14 protein-coding genes and 1 pseudogene are annotated in these 17,292 nt (G+C 69.8%); 9 read left to right on the forward strand and 6 right to left on the reverse strand.

The annotated features are described in order from the left end of the window. Nucleotides 1–82 precede the first annotated feature (82 nt). The 4 genes from tdh to C8E96_RS07930 are packed head-to-tail and all read left to right on the forward strand — an operon-like array spanning nt 83 to nt 3,782. Nucleotides 83–1,111, forward strand: coding sequence for an L-threonine 3-dehydrogenase (tdh, locus tag C8E96_RS07915; protein ID WP_091376832.1), 1,029 nt, complete (start codon nt 83–85; stop codon nt 1,109–1,111). Next, a complete protein-coding gene (locus tag C8E96_RS07920) occupies nt 1,111–2,295 on the forward strand; it encodes a glycine C-acetyltransferase (RefSeq protein WP_091376836.1) in 1,185 nt (394 codons plus the stop codon). Before tdh ends, C8E96_RS07920 begins: the two co-directional genes overlap by 1 nt. Beyond that, complete coding sequence (locus C8E96_RS07925) at nt 2,292–3,188, forward strand: LysR family transcriptional regulator (RefSeq protein WP_091376839.1); 897 nt, start codon at nt 2,292–2,294, stop codon at nt 3,186–3,188. Before C8E96_RS07920 ends, C8E96_RS07925 begins: the two co-directional genes overlap by 4 nt. A 9-nt stretch (nt 3,189–3,197) precedes the next feature. Next, entirely contained in the window at nt 3,198–3,782 is a 585-nt protein-coding gene (locus C8E96_RS07930; protein WP_091376842.1) for a TetR/AcrR family transcriptional regulator, read from the forward strand. Here C8E96_RS07930 and C8E96_RS07935 read toward each other — a convergent pair. Next, the gene (locus C8E96_RS07935; RefSeq protein ID WP_091376845.1) at nt 3,776–4,753 is read right to left on the reverse strand and encodes a hypothetical protein; all 978 of its coding nucleotides are present in this window, start codon (nt 4,751–4,753) and stop codon (nt 3,776–3,778) included. The genes C8E96_RS07930 and C8E96_RS07935 overlap by 7 nt on opposite strands. 109 nt (nt 4,754–4,862) lie before the next feature. Between C8E96_RS07935 and C8E96_RS07940 the strand changes: the two genes are divergently transcribed. Beyond that, nucleotides 4,863–5,603, forward strand: a complete 741-nt coding sequence (locus tag C8E96_RS07940; protein WP_091376848.1) for a MerR family transcriptional regulator — start codon at nt 4,863–4,865, stop codon at nt 5,601–5,603. A 30-nt stretch (nt 5,604–5,633) separates the two neighbouring features. On the opposite strand, the gene C8E96_RS07945 is transcribed toward C8E96_RS07940, so the two are convergent. Further along, nucleotides 5,634–6,458: a ribokinase gene (locus tag C8E96_RS07945; RefSeq protein ID WP_228769966.1), complete on the reverse strand. Its 825-nt coding sequence runs from the start codon at nt 6,456–6,458 to the stop codon at nt 5,634–5,636. A 237-nt stretch (nt 6,459–6,695) separates the two neighbouring features. After that, nucleotides 6,696–8,825, reverse strand: coding sequence for an MMPL family transporter (locus C8E96_RS07950; protein WP_091376856.1), 2,130 nt, complete (start codon nt 8,823–8,825; stop codon nt 6,696–6,698). Between the two features lie 68 nt (nt 8,826–8,893). Between C8E96_RS07950 and C8E96_RS07955 the strand changes: the two genes are divergently transcribed. Beyond that, nucleotides 8,894–9,613, forward strand: coding sequence for a TetR/AcrR family transcriptional regulator (locus C8E96_RS07955; protein WP_091376860.1), 720 nt, complete (start codon nt 8,894–8,896; stop codon nt 9,611–9,613). Between the two features lie 15 nt (nt 9,614–9,628). On the opposite strand, the gene leuS is transcribed toward C8E96_RS07955, so the two are convergent. Continuing rightward, a complete protein-coding gene (gene leuS, locus C8E96_RS07960; protein WP_091376865.1) occupies nt 9,629–12,412 on the reverse strand; it encodes a leucine--tRNA ligase in 2,784 nt (927 codons plus the stop codon). A 235-nt stretch (nt 12,413–12,647) separates the two neighbouring features. On the opposite strand from leuS, the gene C8E96_RS07965 reads away from it, so the two are divergent. Continuing rightward, nucleotides 12,648–13,064, forward strand: a complete 417-nt coding sequence (locus tag C8E96_RS07965) for an SdpI family protein (protein ID WP_091376869.1) — start codon at nt 12,648–12,650, stop codon at nt 13,062–13,064. Here C8E96_RS07965 and C8E96_RS07970 read toward each other — a convergent pair. Continuing rightward, a pseudogene (locus C8E96_RS07970) lies at nt 13,061–13,636 on the reverse strand (YqgE/AlgH family protein); the annotation flags it as partial. The gene C8E96_RS07965 and the pseudogene C8E96_RS07970 overlap by 4 nt on opposite strands. 330 nt (nt 13,637–13,966) lie before the next feature. Between C8E96_RS07970 and C8E96_RS07975 the strand changes: the two are divergent. Beyond that, entirely contained in the window at nt 13,967–15,208 is a 1,242-nt protein-coding gene (locus C8E96_RS07975; RefSeq protein ID WP_091377096.1) for an MFS transporter, read from the forward strand. Here C8E96_RS07975 and C8E96_RS07980 read toward each other — a convergent pair. Further along, entirely contained in the window at nt 15,122–16,651 is a 1,530-nt protein-coding gene (locus C8E96_RS07980) for a CCA tRNA nucleotidyltransferase (RefSeq protein WP_267463828.1), read from the reverse strand. The genes C8E96_RS07975 and C8E96_RS07980 overlap by 87 nt on opposite strands. Nucleotides 16,652–16,731: 80 nt before the next feature. On the opposite strand from C8E96_RS07980, the gene C8E96_RS07985 reads away from it, so the two are divergent. Further along, on the forward strand, nt 16,732–17,274 hold the full coding sequence (locus tag C8E96_RS07985; protein WP_091376882.1) for an NUDIX hydrolase: 543 nt from the start codon (nt 16,732–16,734) through the stop codon (nt 17,272–17,274). Nucleotides 17,275–17,292: the final 18 nt, after the last annotated feature.

Genomic DNA, 17,292 nt, shown 5'->3' on the forward strand with positions numbered 1-17,292 from the left:
GTTCAGAAACTCCCGATGGACTTCACAGCGGCGCGGCAGCAGACTCCGCGCGGGGAGCACAACCCGCATCATCGGAGGAACCTTGAAGGCTCTGGTCAAAGTCGCCCCGGGCCCCGGTCTGGAACTCGTCGACGTCCCGGACCCGAAGCCCGGCCCGGGCGACATCCTGCTGCGCGTGTTGCGCACGGGCATCTGCGGCACGGACCTGCATATCGACGCCTGGGACGACTGGGCGGCCAAGACGATCAAGGCGCCGCTGACGCTCGGACACGAGTTCGTCGGCGAGGTCGTCGAGATCGGTGCCGCGGTCACCAAGGTCAGGGTCGGCGACCTGGTCAGCGGCGAGGGACACCTGGTCTGCGGCACCTGCCGCAACTGCCGGGCGGGCCGCCGTCACCTGTGCGCCAACACCATCGGCCTCGGTGTGCACACCAACGGCGCGTTCGCCGAGTACGCGGTGCTGCCCGAGTCGAACGCCTGGGTGCACAACCACCAGATCGACCTGGACGTCGCCGCGATCTTCGACCCGTTCGGCAACGCCGTGCACACCGCGCTGTCGTTCCCGGTCCTGAATGAGGACGTGCTGATCACCGGCGCGGGCCCGATCGGGCTGATGGCCGCCGCGGTCGCCAAGCACGCGGGCGCCCGGCACGTGGTGATCACCGATATCAGCGAGGCCCGGCTGGAGCTGGCCCGCAAGCTCGGCGTCAACGTCGCGCTGGACGTCAGCGCGACCCCGGTGTCGGCGGTCTACGGCGAGCTGAACATGACCGAGGGCTTCGACGTGGGCATGGAGATGTCCGGCCAGCCCTCGGCGCTGCGCGAGATGATCGGCAACATGACCCACGGCGGTCGGATCGCGATGCTCGGGCTGCCCGCCAAGGAGATCGCGATCGACTGGAGCGCGGTCGTGCTGAAGATGCTGACGATCAAGGGCATCTACGGCCGCGAGATGTTCGAGACCTGGTACGCGATGTCGGTCCTGCTGCAGGCGGGCCTGGACCTGAGCCCGGTGATCACCCACCGGTTCCACCACACCGAACACAAGGCCGCGTTCGACACCGCCCGCGGCGGCAAGTGCGGCAAGGTCATCATGGATTGGGAGAGCTGATGTTCGGCGCTATGCGCGAAGACCTGCGGGCGGGACTCGACGAGATCCGGGCGGCCGGTCTCTACAAGGCGGAGCGGGTGATCACCACCCCGCAGCAGGCGTCGGTCCGGGTCGACTCCTCCGAGCCGGTGCTGAACTTCTGCGCCAACAACTACCTCGGCCTGGCCGACCACCCGACGCTGGTGAAGTCCGCCCAGGACGCCCTGGACGAGTGGGGCTTCGGGATGGCGTCGGTGCGGTTCATCTGCGGGACGCAGGCGCCGCACAAGGCCCTGGAGGCCCGGCTGTCGCAGTTCCTGGGCACCGAGGACACCATCCTCTACAGCTCCTGCTTCGACGCCAACGGCGGTCTGTTCGAGACCCTGCTGACCGACCAGGACGTGGTCATCTCCGACGAGCTGAACCACGCGTCGATCATCGACGGCATCCGCCTGTGCAAGGCCGGGCGGGCGCGGTACCGCAACCGCGACATGGCCGACCTCGAAGCCAAGCTCAAGGAAGCCGCGGACGCGCGCTACCGGCTGATCGCCACCGACGGCGTCTTCTCCATGGACGGCTACCTCGCGCCGCTCGACGAGATCGTCGCCCTCGCGGAGAAGTACGACGCGCTGGTCATGGTCGACGACTCGCACGCCGTCGGCTTCATGGGCGAGACCGGCCGCGGCACCCCGGAGCACTTCGGCGTCGGCGACCGCATCGACATCTACACCGGCACCCTCGGCAAGGCCCTCGGCGGCGCCAGCGGCGGCTACGTCTCCGGCCACGCCGAGATCGTCGAGATGCTGCGCCAGCGTTCGCGCCCGTACCTGTTCTCCAACTCGCTGGCCCCGTCGATCACCGCCGCCGCGCTGGCCACGCTCGACCTGCTCGACTCCTCGGCCGACCTGCTGGTCCGCCTCCGCGAGAACAGCGCGCTGTTCCGCGCGCGCATGACCGAGGCGGGCTTCGACCTGCTGCCCGGCGAGCACCCGATCATCCCGGTGATGATCGGCGACGCCGCGAAGGCGGGCCGGATGGCCGATCTGCTGCTCGACCAGGGCGTCTACGTCATCGGGTTCTCCTACCCGGTCGTGCCGCACGGCAAGGCCCGCATCCGCACCCAGATGTCGGCGGCGCACTCGACCGACGACGTCAACCGCGCGGTCGACGCCTTCATCGCCGCTCGGGAGAAGATGGACGGGTGATAGATCCCCGGCGGCTGCGGGTGCTGCGCGCACTGGCCGACCACGGCACCGTGACCGCCGCGGGCCAGGCGCTGCACCTGACACCGTCGGCGGTCTCGCAGCAGCTCGCCGCGCTGGAGTCCGAGGTCGGGCAGGACCTGCTGCACCGCAAGGGGCGGCGGGTCTGGCTGACCGCCGCCGGTGAGTTGCTCGTCGAGCACGCCACCGCGGTGATCGCCGAGTTGGACCGGGCCGAGGCGCGGCTGGCCGCCTACGCCGCCGGGGAGACCGGACGGGTCCGGGTGGCCGCGTTCGCCTCGGCGATCACCCAGGTCGTCGCCCCGGCGATCGTCGCGCTGCGGGCGTCGGCGCCGGGGGTGAGCGTGGTCGTGCACGACGCCGAGCGCAGCCTGCCGATGCTGCTCGACGGTGAGATCGACATCGCGGTCACCGTGGAGTACTGGGCAAGTGCGGGAGACGACGACCAGAGGGTTGTGCGCACACCGCTCTACGCGGAACCGTTCGACGCGGTCCTGCCGCCCGGCCACCGGCTGACCGACCAGGCGGAGGTCAACCTGTCCGACCTCGCCACCGACGACTGGGTCGCGCCGCTGCCGGGCAACCCGTGCCGTGACGTGCTGGTGGTCGCGTGCGAGGGGGTCGGCTTCACCCCGCGGATCACCCACACTTCCGACGACTTCCACGCCGAGGCCGCGCTGGTCGCCGCGGGCGGCGGGGTCGCGCTGATCCCGCGCACCGCCTTGGCGGGGGTGGAACCCGCCCGGGTCCGGCCGATCGCGGTCGACCCGCCGACGCGCCGGGTGTTCGCCGCGGTGCGCCGCGGCCGGGAGAACCACCCGCTGATCGTGGCCGTCCAGTCGGCGTTGCGAAAAGCGGTTACTCACTCGTGTTAATAATTACTCATGCAGGTAACAGTTACTGAAGCCGCCCGTCGCAAGCAGATCGTCGACGCCGCGATCGAGGTCATCGCCGACCTCGGCTACGCGAAGACTTCCTTCGCGCGAATCGTGGAGCGGGCCGGGCTGAGCAGCACGCGGCTGATCTCGTATCACTTCGCCGATAAGAACGACCTGATGATGGCCGTCCTGATCACCTCCGTCGGCACCCTGGACGAGCTGCTCGACGCGCGACTGGAAGGTCGCACGGGCCGCGCGGAGATGCTGCGGGCCTACATCGAGGTCCGGGTCGAGCTGCTGCGCACCCACGCCAAGCACCTGCGCGCGATCACCGAGGTCGCCGACAACCACCGCGCCGAGGACGGCTCGGCGATGTTCGCGCCGCTGCTGACCGACTTCCGCGTCGGCCGGATGGAACGCCAACTGCGCCAAGGACAGCGGGAAGGCGTGTTCGCCGAGTTCGACCCCGCGGTCATGGCGAACACCATCTCGTCGGCCATCGAGGGCGCGGCCCGCTCCGGGCTGCCCCTGGATGGCTACGGCCGCGAACTGGCCGACCTGTTCGATCGCGCGACCAGGTCAGCTCAGTAGCGCGGCGGGAACTGCTGCTGCTGGGGGTAAGCCTGCGGCGGGTACTGCTGTTGTCCCATCGGATATCCCTGCTGAGGCTGGGCGTACCCGCCGGAAGGCTGGCCCGCGTAGGGCTGCTGTTGGGGCGCGAACGGGGGCTGGGCGAACTGCGGCTGCGGCGCCATCTGCTGCGGCGGCACCATCTGCTGCTGCGGGAACTGGGGCTGCTGCGGGAACTGCGGCATCGCGGGCTGCTGCGCCGAGAGCAGCGGCGGCATCGGCGGCGCGGGCGTTCCGTACTTCTCCCACACGTGCTGCGGGACAACGCTGACGAGGTACTTCAGCGCCTCCAGCTTCTGCATGATCTCCTGCGGGGTGTTGCGGGTGAGCTTGTTGTCCTCGTAGTAGACGAGGTCGGCCCCGATGATCGTCCAGCCCTCGAGCTTCGCGTCGATGATCAGGTCGACCGCCTGCGGCGTCAGGAGTTCGGTCACCAGCTGCGGGTTCTGCCCCTGCACCAGGTACTGCCGGTTGAAGTCGCGGTGGGGGACCGGGATCTGCCCCTGGTCGGTGTTGTTGAAGAACCCGCGCTTGGCCACCTCGACATAGGGCAGCGAAACGGGAAGCCGCACCGCCCACACGGTCACGACGGTGTTGTCCTCGGAGAAGATGATCGCGTTGTGGCTTCGCGTCAGCGTCCGGCGCTGGTAGTCGAACGCGGTGAACTCCAGCCCGTTGAGCGAGCCGCGGATGACACCGAACGCCACCCGGCGGTCACCGCGCTGGTTGAACGGCGCGATGTTGCCCCACTGGTTGAGCAGCTCCGGCGCGTACGGCGCGAACTGCCAGCCCTGGCTCACCGCCAGCTGGCCGCGCTCACCGTTCTTGAACTTCTGCCGCTGCACCAGGAACTGCCGCGGCAACAGCAGCGTGAAGACGTTCAGCCCGCCGAAGAGGGCGACCACCATGACGAAAATCCAGAAGACGATCACGATACAAACCTTTGCCTTGAACCCCAGACGGCCGCTCGGCCGGATGATCCGGACGTTATCGCAATCGGGACTTGCACCTCACGCGACGTGAGGTCTTAGCGTCATTCCCATGAGCGAGAAGCGCTGGGGAGTCGGGGAACTGGCCGGGGCGACCGGCCTGACGGTGCGGACGCTGCACCACTACGACGAGATCGGCCTGGTGTCGCCGAGCGAGCGCACGCACGCCGGGCACCGCCGCTACACCGAGGCCGACATCCGCAGGCTGTACCGGGTGCGGGCGCTGCGGTCGATCGGGCTGGGCCTGGACACCATCGCGGCGACCCTGGCCGAAGGGGACCGGGAGGCGTTGCGGGCGGTGCTCGTCGACCAGCTCGCGCACCTCGATTCCCAGGCCCGCCGGATGAACGACCTGCGGGCGCAGGTCCAGCACTTGCTCGAGCGGATGAACACCGTCGCCGATCCCGGCGAGGTGCTGACGATTCTGGAGACGATGCAGATGATCGAGAGCTATTACACCCCTGAGCAGCTCGACTACCTGGCCAAGCGCCGGGAGGAGCTGGGGGAGAACGCCATCAAGGAGGTCGAGCAGGCCTGGCCACAGGTCATCTCGGCGATGCAGGAGCACCTGGCCGCGGGCACCCCGGTGGACGACCCGGACGTGCAGGCCCTGACCGCGCGCTGGTTCGGCCTGGTCGAGGCCTTCACCGGCGGCGACGACGGCGTCCGCGAGTCGCTGGGGAAGATGTGGGACGAGCAGGGGGACAAGCTCAACCAGCAGTTCGACACGGGCCTCTCGCCGGAGCTGATGGCCTACGTCGGCCGCGCGAACGAGGTACGGACCCGCTCCTGAGGGGTGAACTCACTTGCCGGCGGGGGCGACTCACTTGCCTGGAGGGGCGACTCGCGGGGGTTGGGCACCTTGATGGGTGACCGACCGCGCGGCGTAGGCGATGGCGTGTTCGGTCGCGGCCACCAGGTCGGCGCCGCGGGCGAGGTGGGCGGCGAGGGCCCCGGTGAAGGCGTCGCCCGCGCCGGTCGTGTCCACGGCGTCGACCTGGGGCGCGGGGATCCGGCGGGTGCCCTCCGGGGTGACCACGTCGGCTCCCCGCGCGCCGAGGGTGACGACGACTGAGCGGGAGCAGTCGAAACCGGGCAGCGCGCGGGCTTCGTGTTCGTTGACGATCAGCGGGTCGAGCACGGCGAGGGTGTCCGGGGACAGCTCCGCCACCGGCGACAGGTTCACCACAGCCCGCACCCCGGAGCGGGCCGCGAGCGCGACCGCGTGCTCCACCACGGTGATCGGCACTTCCAGCGAGGCCACCAGGACCCGGGCGTCGCCCAGGTCGACATCGGCCTCGGTGAGCGCGGAATTGGCGCCCGGCGAGACGATGATCGAGTTCTCGCCGTCCGGGGTGACCGTGATGAACGCGAGCCCGGTGGGCGTTGTGACTTTGCGGACCCGGGTCGTGTCGACGCCCGCCGAACCAAGTGATTTCAGGAGGAATTCACCATAGGGGTCGTCGCCGACGGCCCCGACCAGCGACACCGCGGCACCGTTGCGCGCCGCCGCGACAGCGGTGTTCGCACCCTTGCCACCAGGCAGGACACGGGTGTCGGAGCCCAACACCGTCTCACCCGCGGACGGCCTGCGGGCCACGGACACCACCAGGTCGGCGTTGGCCGAACCCACCACCACGACATCCACCCGATCAAGCTTAGTCGTGAAAAACATGCGCAAGTGTGAACGATTCAGTAGTGGAATCGATCTCCGGTGCCACAATGTGTCAGCTGATTTGCGTACTCCTCGGGCGATCCGGCGGGTGCGTGGCGGTGAATCCCGGGGCTCGCCCCGGGTGCCGGTCAGGGCCAGGGGGCCAAGGCCGGCTGAGCGTCACCGGTGCCGGTCGTGTGGCCCCCCGAGCGATCGTCACCGGTGACGCGCCTACCAGGCCCGATCCATCACCAGCGTCGGCGCGTCCGGCTCGACCTCGGACAGCCCGGCCTTCTCCTGCAGCCTGCGCAGCGAGTCGGGGGCCCACCAGGCCGCGTCGCCGAGCAACCGCATCACAGCGGGCACCAGGAGCATCCGCACGACGGTCGCGTCGAGCACCAGGGCGATGATCATGCCGACGCCAAGGAACCGCATGCTGGCCAGCGCGGACAGGCCGAACGCGCCGGTCACGACCACCAGCAGCAGGGCGGCCGCGGTGATCATGCGGCCGGTGCGCAGCAGGCCCGCGTGCACGGCGGCGTGGGTCGAGAGCCCGGTGTGCCTGGCTTCGACCATGCGCGAGAGCAGGAACGTCTCGTAGTCGGTCGACAGGCCGAACACCATCGCGACGATCAACACCATCAGACCCGCCTGCACCGGCTGCGGGGTCACCCCGAACAGCCCGGCGCCGTGGCCGTCCTGGAAGACGAACACCAGGATCCCGAACGTCGCCGACAGGCTCAGCGCGCTCATCAGCACCGCCTTGACCGGCAGCAGCACCGAGCCGAACGCGAGGAACATCAGGACCAGGGTGGCCGCGACGAGGATGGCGATCATCCACGGGATCCGGTCGGAGATCGCCTCGATGGTGTCGGCGACCTCGGCCGGATAGCCGCCGACCAGCACGTCGGCGTCGGTGGGCACCTCTCGTAGCGCTCGGATGATCGAGGCCGCCGCGTCGGTGTTCGCTTCACCCGCCAGCGGCACGGTGAGCAGCGCGATGTCGTCCTTGGCGCCGGTCGGCACGGCGTCGAGCACCCCGGGCACGCGCTTCAAGTCCTCCACCAGCAGCGCGACGGACCCCGGGTTGGCGGCGCGCACGACGAGCGTGGCCTGGTTGGTGCTCGCCGCTGGGAAGTTCGCCGCGATGGTCTCCACGGTGACCCGGCTCGGGTCGTCCGGCGGGAGTTGCTTCTCGTCCGCCCCGCCGAAAGTCAGGCCGCCCAGCGGCAGGGCGAGCGCGACCAGGACCGCGGTGATCGGCAGGGCGAACAGCACCGGGCGGCGCATGACGGCGTCGGCGACCCGGGCGAGGAACTCACGCTCGATCCGGCGGTGCCTGCCGCCGAGCGGGGTGCGCAGGCGGTGCCCGGCGACGGCGAGCAGCGCGGGCAGCAGGGTCAGCGAGATGATCGCCGCGATCGCCACCGCCGACATGCCGCCGTAGGCCATCGAGCGCAAGTAGTCCATCGGGAACACGACCAGCCCCGAGAGGGCGATGACCAGCAGGGTCGCCGAGAACGCGACAGTGCGGCCCGCGGTGGCGACGGTCCGGCTCACCGCGTCGGCGATCGTGGCGCCCGCGCCCAGCTCTTCGCGGAACCGGCCGACCATGAACAGCCCGTAGTCGATCGCCATGCCCAGGCCGAGCAGGATCGCCACGTTCAGCGCGAACGAGTTGACCTCGAACCCGTAGCTCAGCGCCCGCAGCACGCCCAGCGACCCGAAGATCGACAGGCAGCCGACCAGCACCGGCATGGACGCGGCGAGCACGCTGCCGAAGATCATCACCAGGAGAACCAGCGTCACCGGCAGTGACACCGCCTCGGCGACGGTCAGGTCGTCCGCGGACCGCTCGTTCATCGCCTGCTCGGTCGGCACCGTGCCGCCGAGTTGGGTGCGCACGCCCGGAACCGGCAGCAGGTCCCGAACAGACTGGTACGCGATACGACGGTCGTCCTTGTCGGTGCCCGCAAGGGTGATCGTCGCCATCGCCATGGTCTTCTCGGCGCTCGCGAGGGCGGGCAGACCGGTGCTCCAGTAGTCGGAGACAGCCACGACCTTGTCCCTGGGCAGGCCGCGCAAAGCGGTGGTGACCTGGGCGGCGAGGGCGGGGTCATCGACGGTCTTTTCGTCCGGGGCGGTGTAGACGACCACGACGTCAGGCGGGCGCTGCCCGAAGGTCTCGGTGACGATCTCCTTGACCCGCATGGACTCACTGGCCGGATCCTCGTAGCCGCCCTGGGTCAGCTTGTCGAAGACGCCGAGGCCCCAGCCGCCCGCGCCGATCGTCACCAGCAGGGTGACGACCAGGACCACCCACCGTCTGCGGTGCGTGAACGAACCCCACGATGCGAGCAAACCCTGTCCCCTCAACGGAGCAGGACGCTACAGTCCGTGAACGCTGTTCACAACATCGCGGAGACCACATGACGCAGGGGACTCGTCGCGACCGGGCCCGCGCGGAAACGGATCGCGAAATCCGCGGACAGGCCCGTGCGCTGCTGATCAGCGACGGTCCACAGGCGGTGACACTGCGCGCGATCGCACGGGAACTCGGGATCACCGCGCCCGCGCTCTACCGGTACTACGCCTCGCGCGAAGACCTGATCGAACACCTCCGCGCCGACGTCTGCGCGGACCTGGGCAACGACTTGGACAGAGACCTGGCCGACGTCGCCGAGTCAGATCACCTCGCCCAGGTGCTCGCGGTGTGCCGCGGCTTCCGGCGGTGGGCGCTGGCGCACCCGCAGGAGTTCACCCTCGTGTTCGCCACCCCGCCGCACGACCCGAGGAAGGACCCGGTCCGGGACTCGTTCGGCCGGATCTTCCTCGGCGTCGCGGGCCGCATCCTCGCGGTCGGGGAACTGATCACCCCGCCGGAACAGGACATCCCGGCGGCGCTGGTCGCGGACCTGACGGCGTTCCGCTCCGACCTGCTCGACAGCATGGCCGCCACCGGAGTGTCCATTGCGGACAGTCGGCTCGGGATCGCCACGGCGTACGTGATGCTGCGGTTCTGGGTGCGGCTCTACGGTCAGGTCGCGCTGGAGGTGTTCGGGCAGTTCCCGTTCCCGGTGACCGACGCCGAACCCATCTTCGAGTCGATGCTCGCCGATCTGGTTCGCGAGGTGGGGCTGTCCGAGTGACAGCCCCGATCCTCGCTACAGCACGATGTTGACCAGACGCCCCGGCACCACGATCACCTTGCGCGGGGTTCCGCCCGCGACCAGGGCCGCGACCTTCTCCTCCGCCAGCGCCGCCGCCTTCACGTCATCCTGGCTCGCGTCCGCGGCCACCGTGATCCGGCCGCGCACCTTGCCGTTGACCTGGATCGGGTATTCGACCGTGTCCTCGACCAGGTAGCGCTCGTCGGCGGTCGGGAACGGGCCGTGCGCCAGCGACTCGGCGGCGCCCAGCTTCGACCACAGTTCCTCGGCCACGTGCGGGCACATCGGCGCCAGCATCTGGACCATCGCCTCGGCCACCACGCGCGGGCAGCCTTCGGTGAAGTTCTTGGTGATGTGGTTGTTCAGCTCGATCAGCTTCGCGCCCGCGGTGTTGTAGCGCAGGTTCGAGTAGTCCTCGTGCACGCCCGCGATCGCCTTGTGCAGCGCGCGCAGGGTCGTCTCGTCGGGTTCGGCGTCGGTGACCCGGACCTCGCCCGTCTCCTCGTCGACGATGTTGCGCCACAGCCGCTGCAGGAACCGCTGCGCGCCGACGACGTCCTTGGTCGCCCAGGGGCGGGAGACGTCCATCGGGCCCATCGACATCTCGTACATGCGGAAGGTGTCGGCGCCGTAGGTCTCGCACATCTCGTCGGGCGTGACCACGTTGCGCAGGCTCTTGCCCATCTTCCCGTACTCCTGCTTGACCTCTTGGTCACCGAAGAAGTACTTGCCGCCGCGCTCGACGACCTGGGAGGCGTCGACGTAGACACCGCGCTCGTCCACGTAGGCGTAGGCCTGGATCATGCCCTGGTTGAACAGGCGCCGGTACGGCTCGTCGGCGCTGACGTGGCCCAGGTCGAACAGGACCTTCTGCCAGAAGCGCGAGTACAGCAGGTGCAGCACCGCGTGCTCGACCCCGCCGATGTACAGGTCGACACCGCCCGGATCCCCGTCGCTCTGCGGGCCCAGCCAGTACTGCTCGTTCTCGGGCTCGCAGAACCGCTCGGTGTCGGTCGGGTCGACGTAGCGCAGCTGGTACCAGCACGAACCCGCCCAGTTGGGCATTGTGTTGGTGTCGCGGCGGTACTTCTTCTTTCCCTCGCCCAGGTCCAGCTCGACCTCGACCCACTCGTTCGCCCGCGACAGCGGCGGCGACGGCTCGGTGTCGGCGTCCATCGGGTCGAACGTCTTCGGCGAGTAGTCCTCGACCTCGGGCAGCTCGATCGGCAGCATCGACTCGGGCAGCGCGATCGGCTGGCCGTCCTCGTCGTAGACGATCGGGAACGGCTCGCCCCAGTAGCGCTGCCGCGAGAACAGCCAGTCGCGCAGCTTGTACTGGATGGTGCCGCGGCCGTGGCCGTGCTCCTCCAGCCAGGCGATGATCGTCGACTTGGCCTCGTCGATCTCCATGCCGTCCAGGAACCCGCTGTTGATCGCCGGGCCGTCGCCGGTGAACGCCTCGCCGTCGAAACCCTCGGTGGGCTGGACGGTCCGGATGATCGGCAGGTCGAACTTGGTGGCGAAGTCCCAGTCGCGCTGGTCCTGGCCGGGCACGGCCATGATCGCGCCGGTGCCGTAGCCCATCAGCACGTAGTCGGCGACGTAGACCGGGATTTCCTTGCCGTTGACCGGGTTCACCGCGTGCGCGCCGGTGAAGACGCCGGTCTTCTCCTTGCTCTCCTGGCGGTCCAGGTCGGACTTGTTCACCGCGACCCTGCGGTACTCGGCGACGGCGTCGATGTGCTCGGCGGTGGTGATCACGTCGACCAGCGGGTGCTCCGGCGCCAGGACCATGTAGGTCGCGCCGAACAGCGTGTCCGGGCGGGTGGTGAATACCTCGATCAGGTGCTCGCCGACCGGGAAGCTCACCCGGGCGCCGTTGGACCGGCCGATCCAGTTGCGCTGCATCGCCTTGACCTTCTCCGGCCAGTCCAGGCGGTCCAGGTCGTCGATCAGGCGGTCGGAGTACGCGGTGATCCGCATCATCCACTGGCGCAGGTTCTTGCGGAACACGGGGAAGTTGCCGCGCTCGCTGCGGCCGTCCGCGGTGACCTCTTCGTTGGCCACGACCGTGCCCAGGCCCGGCACCCAGTTGACCGGGGCGTCGGACAGGTAGACCAGGCGGTACTCGTTCAGCACGGCGTACTGCTCGGCCCGGGTCAGCTCACACCAGCCGCGCCCGTCCGGGGTGTTCCGCTTGCCCTGGGCGAACTCGGCTTCCAGCTCCGCGATCGGGCGCGCCTTGCCCGCGTCGGCGTCGTACCAGGAGTTGAAGATCTGCAGGAAGATCCACTGCGTCCAGCGGTAGTAGTTGGGGTCGATCGTGGAGATCCGGCGCCGCTCGTCGTGGCCCAGGCCCAGGCGGCGGATCTGCCGCAGGTAGGTCTGGATGTTGTCCTCGGTGGTCTTGCGCGGGTGCTGGCCGGTCTGCACGGCGTACTGCTCGGCGGGCAGGCCGAAGGCGTCGAAGCCCATGGTGTGCAGGACGTTGCGGCCGTTCATCCGGTGGTACCGGGCGAAGACGTCGGTGCCGATGAAGCCCAGCGGGTGGCCGACGTGCAGGCCCGCGCCCGAGGGGTACGGGAACATGTCCTGGACGAACAGCTTGTCGGCGGGAACCGGACCCGCCAGCGGCCCGACGGGGTTGGGCGCGTGGTACGTCCCGCGTTCCTCCCAGTGGTCCTGCCAGCGCTTCTCGATCCGACCGGCCAGCTCGGCCGTGTACCGGTGGCTCGGCACGGCATCGGCGGCGCTGGGTGTCTGAGGATCGGGGCTCATCAGTTTCCTTCCGGGGGTGCGTGCTCCTGAGGAAAAACGAAAACCCCCCAGCCCGCTTGGGCATGAGGGGTCGCCGCGCGTGACCGGTCGGTCAGCGCGGCCAACTAAGGAGCAGGCGGGCCGTACTCATGTCCAGAGAATAGCGCACGGGCGCGAACCGCTTTCCCGGATGACCGGGAACACACAGGTCAGGTGCCCGGCTAGGACCCCGCGAGCCATCTCCTACCATCGAGTGGTGAACCTCGCGCCGCTCGTGCCGCTCATCGCCGGTCTGCCGCTGCTCGCCGTCGGCTTCCTCGGCCTGACCGAGCGGCTGCCGCGCAATCGCTTCGGCGGTGTCCGCACCCCCGCCACCCTGCGCGACGACGACACCTTCCGCCTCGCCAACAAGGTCGCGGGCCTGCCGACGATGGTGGCCGGTCTCGTCGGCCTGATCGGCGGCGTCGTCGGTCTGCTGCTGTCGACCACGGCGGGTGCGATGACGGTGGCGATCATCGCGACCATCGGCCTGCTGGTCATCACCGTCGCCGCGGGCGCCCTCGGCCACCGCGCCGCCGCGGCCATGCCGGAACCCGCTCCCGAACTCCCCGCGGGCTGCGCGGGCTGCCAGTGCGGCGGCTGCGGAGTCCTCGGCAAGGCGAAGACCGCCTAGTTCGCCTTGACGTCGCCCGGATGGGTGGCCAACAGGGCCAGCGGCATGCCCTGGCGGCGCAGCACGCGGCCCCAGAGGTCTTCCTCGGCGGGGGCGAACACGTCGTTGGGCAGGGCCGGGACCACGATCCAGTCGCCGCGGTCGATCTCGCCCGCGAGCTGGCCGAGGTCCCATCCCGCGTAGCCGGCGAACACGCGCATCCCGCGGAACTTGGGGACGAGCACGTCCGGGTCGGCGTCCAAGTCGACCAACGCCACCGGTCCGCGCACGCCGATCAGGCCCGTCACCCCGTCGACCAGCTCGCCGGTGCGCATCGCGGCCAGGCACAGCGCGGTCTTCTGCTCGACCGGGCCGCCGACGAACACCGAGTTCGGCTCCGACACGTGCCTGCCCCACGTGGGCAGCACGTCGTCGACGGGGACATCGCTCGGTCGGTTGAGGACGACCCCGAGCGTGCCTTCACTCCGGTGGTCGATGATGTAGACCACCGTGCGACGGAAGTTGTCGTCGAGCAGGCTGGGCGCGGCTACCAGCAGCGTCCCTGGCTCGACCGAGGCGTCGGATGACACCCCGCCATGATCCCATCCGCGCGGCGAGTGTGAACGGCCCGACCCTCCTTCGCGGCCGACGGGAACGAAAGCGGGGGATCCGTCGTTGATGATGAGGTCGGCACTGTGTGTCCCCCGGGCTCAACTAGAACCGCCTTCGTGGAATACCGCACGGCTGGAGCCACGTTGTGCAACTCGCCGTGAGGCGACCCGGTGCCGGTGTCGGGTGGGCGGTCCCTTTCGGGGCCGCCCATTCCGGCGTTCGGGGGCTTTCCCGGAGACGTAGGCTGAGCCGTCGTGAGCACGCGTGCCGATACCAGCCATCCCGCCGATCACGAGGCACACCACCTTCGGATCGGCGTGCGGCGGCTGCTGTCCATTTCCGACTTCCGCCGCCTGCTCCTGAGCCGCTTCGCCGCCCAGTGGGGCGACGGGATGCTGCAGGCCGGTCTCGCGGGCGCCGTCCTGTTCAACCCGGAACGCGAAGCCGACGCCCTCGCCATCGCCGCCGGGTTCACCGCCCTGCTGCTGCCGTACTCGCTCGTCGGACCGTTCGCGGGCGCCCTGCTCGACCGGTGGGACCGGCGCAACGTGCTGGTCGTGGCCAACGCGCTGCGCGGCCTGCTGATCCTGGTGGCGGCCGTGACCGTCGCGATGGGCGCCGACGAGCCGGTGCTCTTCACGCTCGCGCTGATCGTGGTCGGCATCAGCCGGTTCGTCGGGTCGGGACTCTCGGCGTCGCTGCCGCACGTGGTGCCGGTGCGCAACCTGGTCGAGGCGAACGCGCTGGCCACGACCCTCGGCGCGGTCGTCGCCGTGACCGGCGCGGGCTGCGCTGTCGGGTTGCGGGCGCTGGTCGGCGCCGACGACGTCGGCTCCGGGATCACCACCGCCGCCGCCACACTCGGTTCGATCGCCGCCGCGCTGGTCGCCATCCGGTTCGCGAAGGGCGCGCTGGGACCCGACGAGGTCGACGAGCCGCCGCAGACGCTGGTCGCCATCGCGCGGGGGCTGTTCGACGGCGCCCGCGCCGCGGTGCGCACACCGACCGTGCTCGCCGGGTTCGTGGCGCTGCTCGCGCACCGGGCCGCGTTCGGGATCCTGCTGCTGCTGACCGTGCTGCTGGTCCGGTTCCGCCTCGACACCGGGATGGCCGGGCTCGGCGAGGTGGCGGGCATGGTCGGGCTCGGCATTCTGCTCGCCGGGATGACGACCGCCCGGATCGTCGCCAAGTTCTACCGGCGCCGGACCATGGGCGCGGCGCTGGTCGTCGGCGGCGTCGCCGTCGTCGCGCTCGGGATGCCGATGACGATGATCACGACGCTGGCGGCCGCGCTGGTGCTGTCCTACGCGGGCCAGATCGTGAAGCTCTGCGTCGACGCCGCCGTCCAGCGCGACATCGGCGACGAGGTCCGCGGCCGGGTGTTCGCCCTCTACGACACGCTGTTCAACGTCGCGCAGGTCGTCTCGGTGTCGCTCGCGGCGCTGGTCGTCGCGCCGGACGGCGCCTCACCGGGACTGTTCGCCGCCGCCGGGATCTGCTACCTGATCGGCTTCGCCGGCTTCGTCACCATCACCCGAATCACTGGCCACTAGACCCTGCTCGGCGGCCCACTCGTGGAGCGCGGCGACGGCGTCGTCGTACTCCAGGGGGCCGCGGTCGAGGCGCAGCTCCTTGAGGAACGTCCACGCCTTGCCGACCATCGGGCCCGGCGGCAGTCCGAGTACCCGCATGATCTCGTTGCCGTCGAGGTCCGGCCGGACCTTGGCCAGATCCTCCTCGGCGGCGATTCGCGCGATGCGCTCCTCAAGACCGTCGTAGGTGCGCTGGAGCATGTTCGCCTTGCGCCGGTTGCGCGTGGTGCAGTCGGCGCGGACGAGCTTGTGCAGCCGGGGGAGCAGGTCACCGGCGTCGGTGACGTAGCGGCGGACGGCGGAGTCGGTCCACTCGCCGTTGCCGTAGCCGTGGAACCGCAGGTGCAGGAACACCAGCTTGGCGACGGACTCGGTGAGGTCCTTCGAGTACCGCAGCGCCTTCATGCGCTTGCGCACCATCTTCGCGCCGACGACCTCGTGGTGGTGGAAGCTGACGCCGCCGCCGGGGATGAGGCGCCGGGTGTCGGGCTTGCCGATGTCGTGCAACAGCGCGGCGAGTCGCAGCACCAGGTCCGGCTCGGCGCCCTTCTCCTCGAGGTCGATCGCCTGGTCGAGCACGACCAGCGAGTGCTCGTAGACGTCCTTGTGCTGGTGGTGCTCGTCGATCTCCAACCGCATCGCGGGCAGTTCCGGCAGCACGTGGTCGGCCAGCCCGCTGTCCACGAGCAGGACGATGCCTTCGCGCGGGTGCGCGCCGCAGAGCAGCTTGGACAGCTCGGTCTGGATCCGCTCCGGGGTGATCCGGGCGATCTCGCCGCTCATCGACGACAGTGCCTCGACCACGCGCGGGGCGGGGGTGAAGCCGAGCTGGCTGACGAACCGCGCGGCCCGCATCATCCGCAGCGGGTCGTCGGCGAAGGACTCCTGCGGGGTGGCCGGGGTGTCGAGCCTGCGTTCGGCCAGCGCGGACATGCCGTCGTGCGGGTCGATGAATTGCTTTGTCGACAAGTCGATGGCCATCGCGTTGACGGTGAAGTCGCGGCGGACCAGGTCGGCCTCGATCGAGTCGCCGAACTGGACCTCGGGGTTGCGGCTGACCCGGTCGTAGGCGTCGGACCGGAACGTGGTGATCTCGCAGGTGGTGCCCTGCCGGGTCGCGCCGACGGTGCCGAAGGCGATGCCGGTGTCCCAGATCGCGTCGGCCCAGCCGCTCACGATCTTCATGATCTGCTCGGGCCGCGCGTCGGTGGTGAAGTCGAGGTCGTTGCCCATCCGACCCAACATCGCGTCGCGGACCGGGCCGCCGACGAGGTAGAGGCGATGGCCCGCCCGGGTGAACCGGGTGGCGAGATCATCCGCGATCGGCGAAACCCGCATGAGTTCCACTACCGCGTTCTGGGCGGCCTGCGCTGATGAGACAGACCGCGACACTGAGGCGAACACAATGAACGAGCGTAACCGGTTATCCACAGGGTCGAGCGACGCCCGTCCCCGAGGTCGCCGATCGCATTACCATCGCGAATATGCCCCCGTCGTCCGGAAGGTCCCGAGGCGCCCGGACCGGGCGTCGCTTCCGCAAGCGCGGGCCGAAGCTGGCGACGGTCGACGAGACGTCGGCGGGCGGGCTGGTGCTCGACGCCAAGACCGACCGGGTCGCCCTGATCGGCCGCCTCGACCGGCGGGGCAGGCTGCTGTGGTCGCTGCCCAAGGGCCATATCGAGCCAGGCGAGACCCCGGAGCAGACGGCGGTCCGCGAGGTCGCCGAGGAGACGGGGATCGACGGCGAGGTCGTCCAGCCGCTGGGCACGATCGACTACTGGTTCATCGCCGACGGCGCCAAGCGCATCCACAAGACGGTGCACCACTTCCTGCTGGTCGCCCACTCCTATGAGCTCTCCGACGAAGACCTGGAAGTGACCGAGGTCGCGTGGGTGGCGTTCGACGACTTGGAGGCGAGACTCGCCTATGCGGACGAGCGCCGTCTGGTCCGAAAGGCGAGGCAACTACTCTCCGAGCATCCACTCTCACCCGGTCCGGTCGAGCGCGACGAAGTCGGCCGAGGCTGACCCCATGGCTGGAGAGAC

The sequence above is a fragment of the Actinokineospora alba genome (assembly GCF_004362515.1).
Taxonomy (GTDB): Bacteria; Actinomycetota; Actinomycetes; order Mycobacteriales; family Pseudonocardiaceae; genus Actinokineospora; species Actinokineospora alba.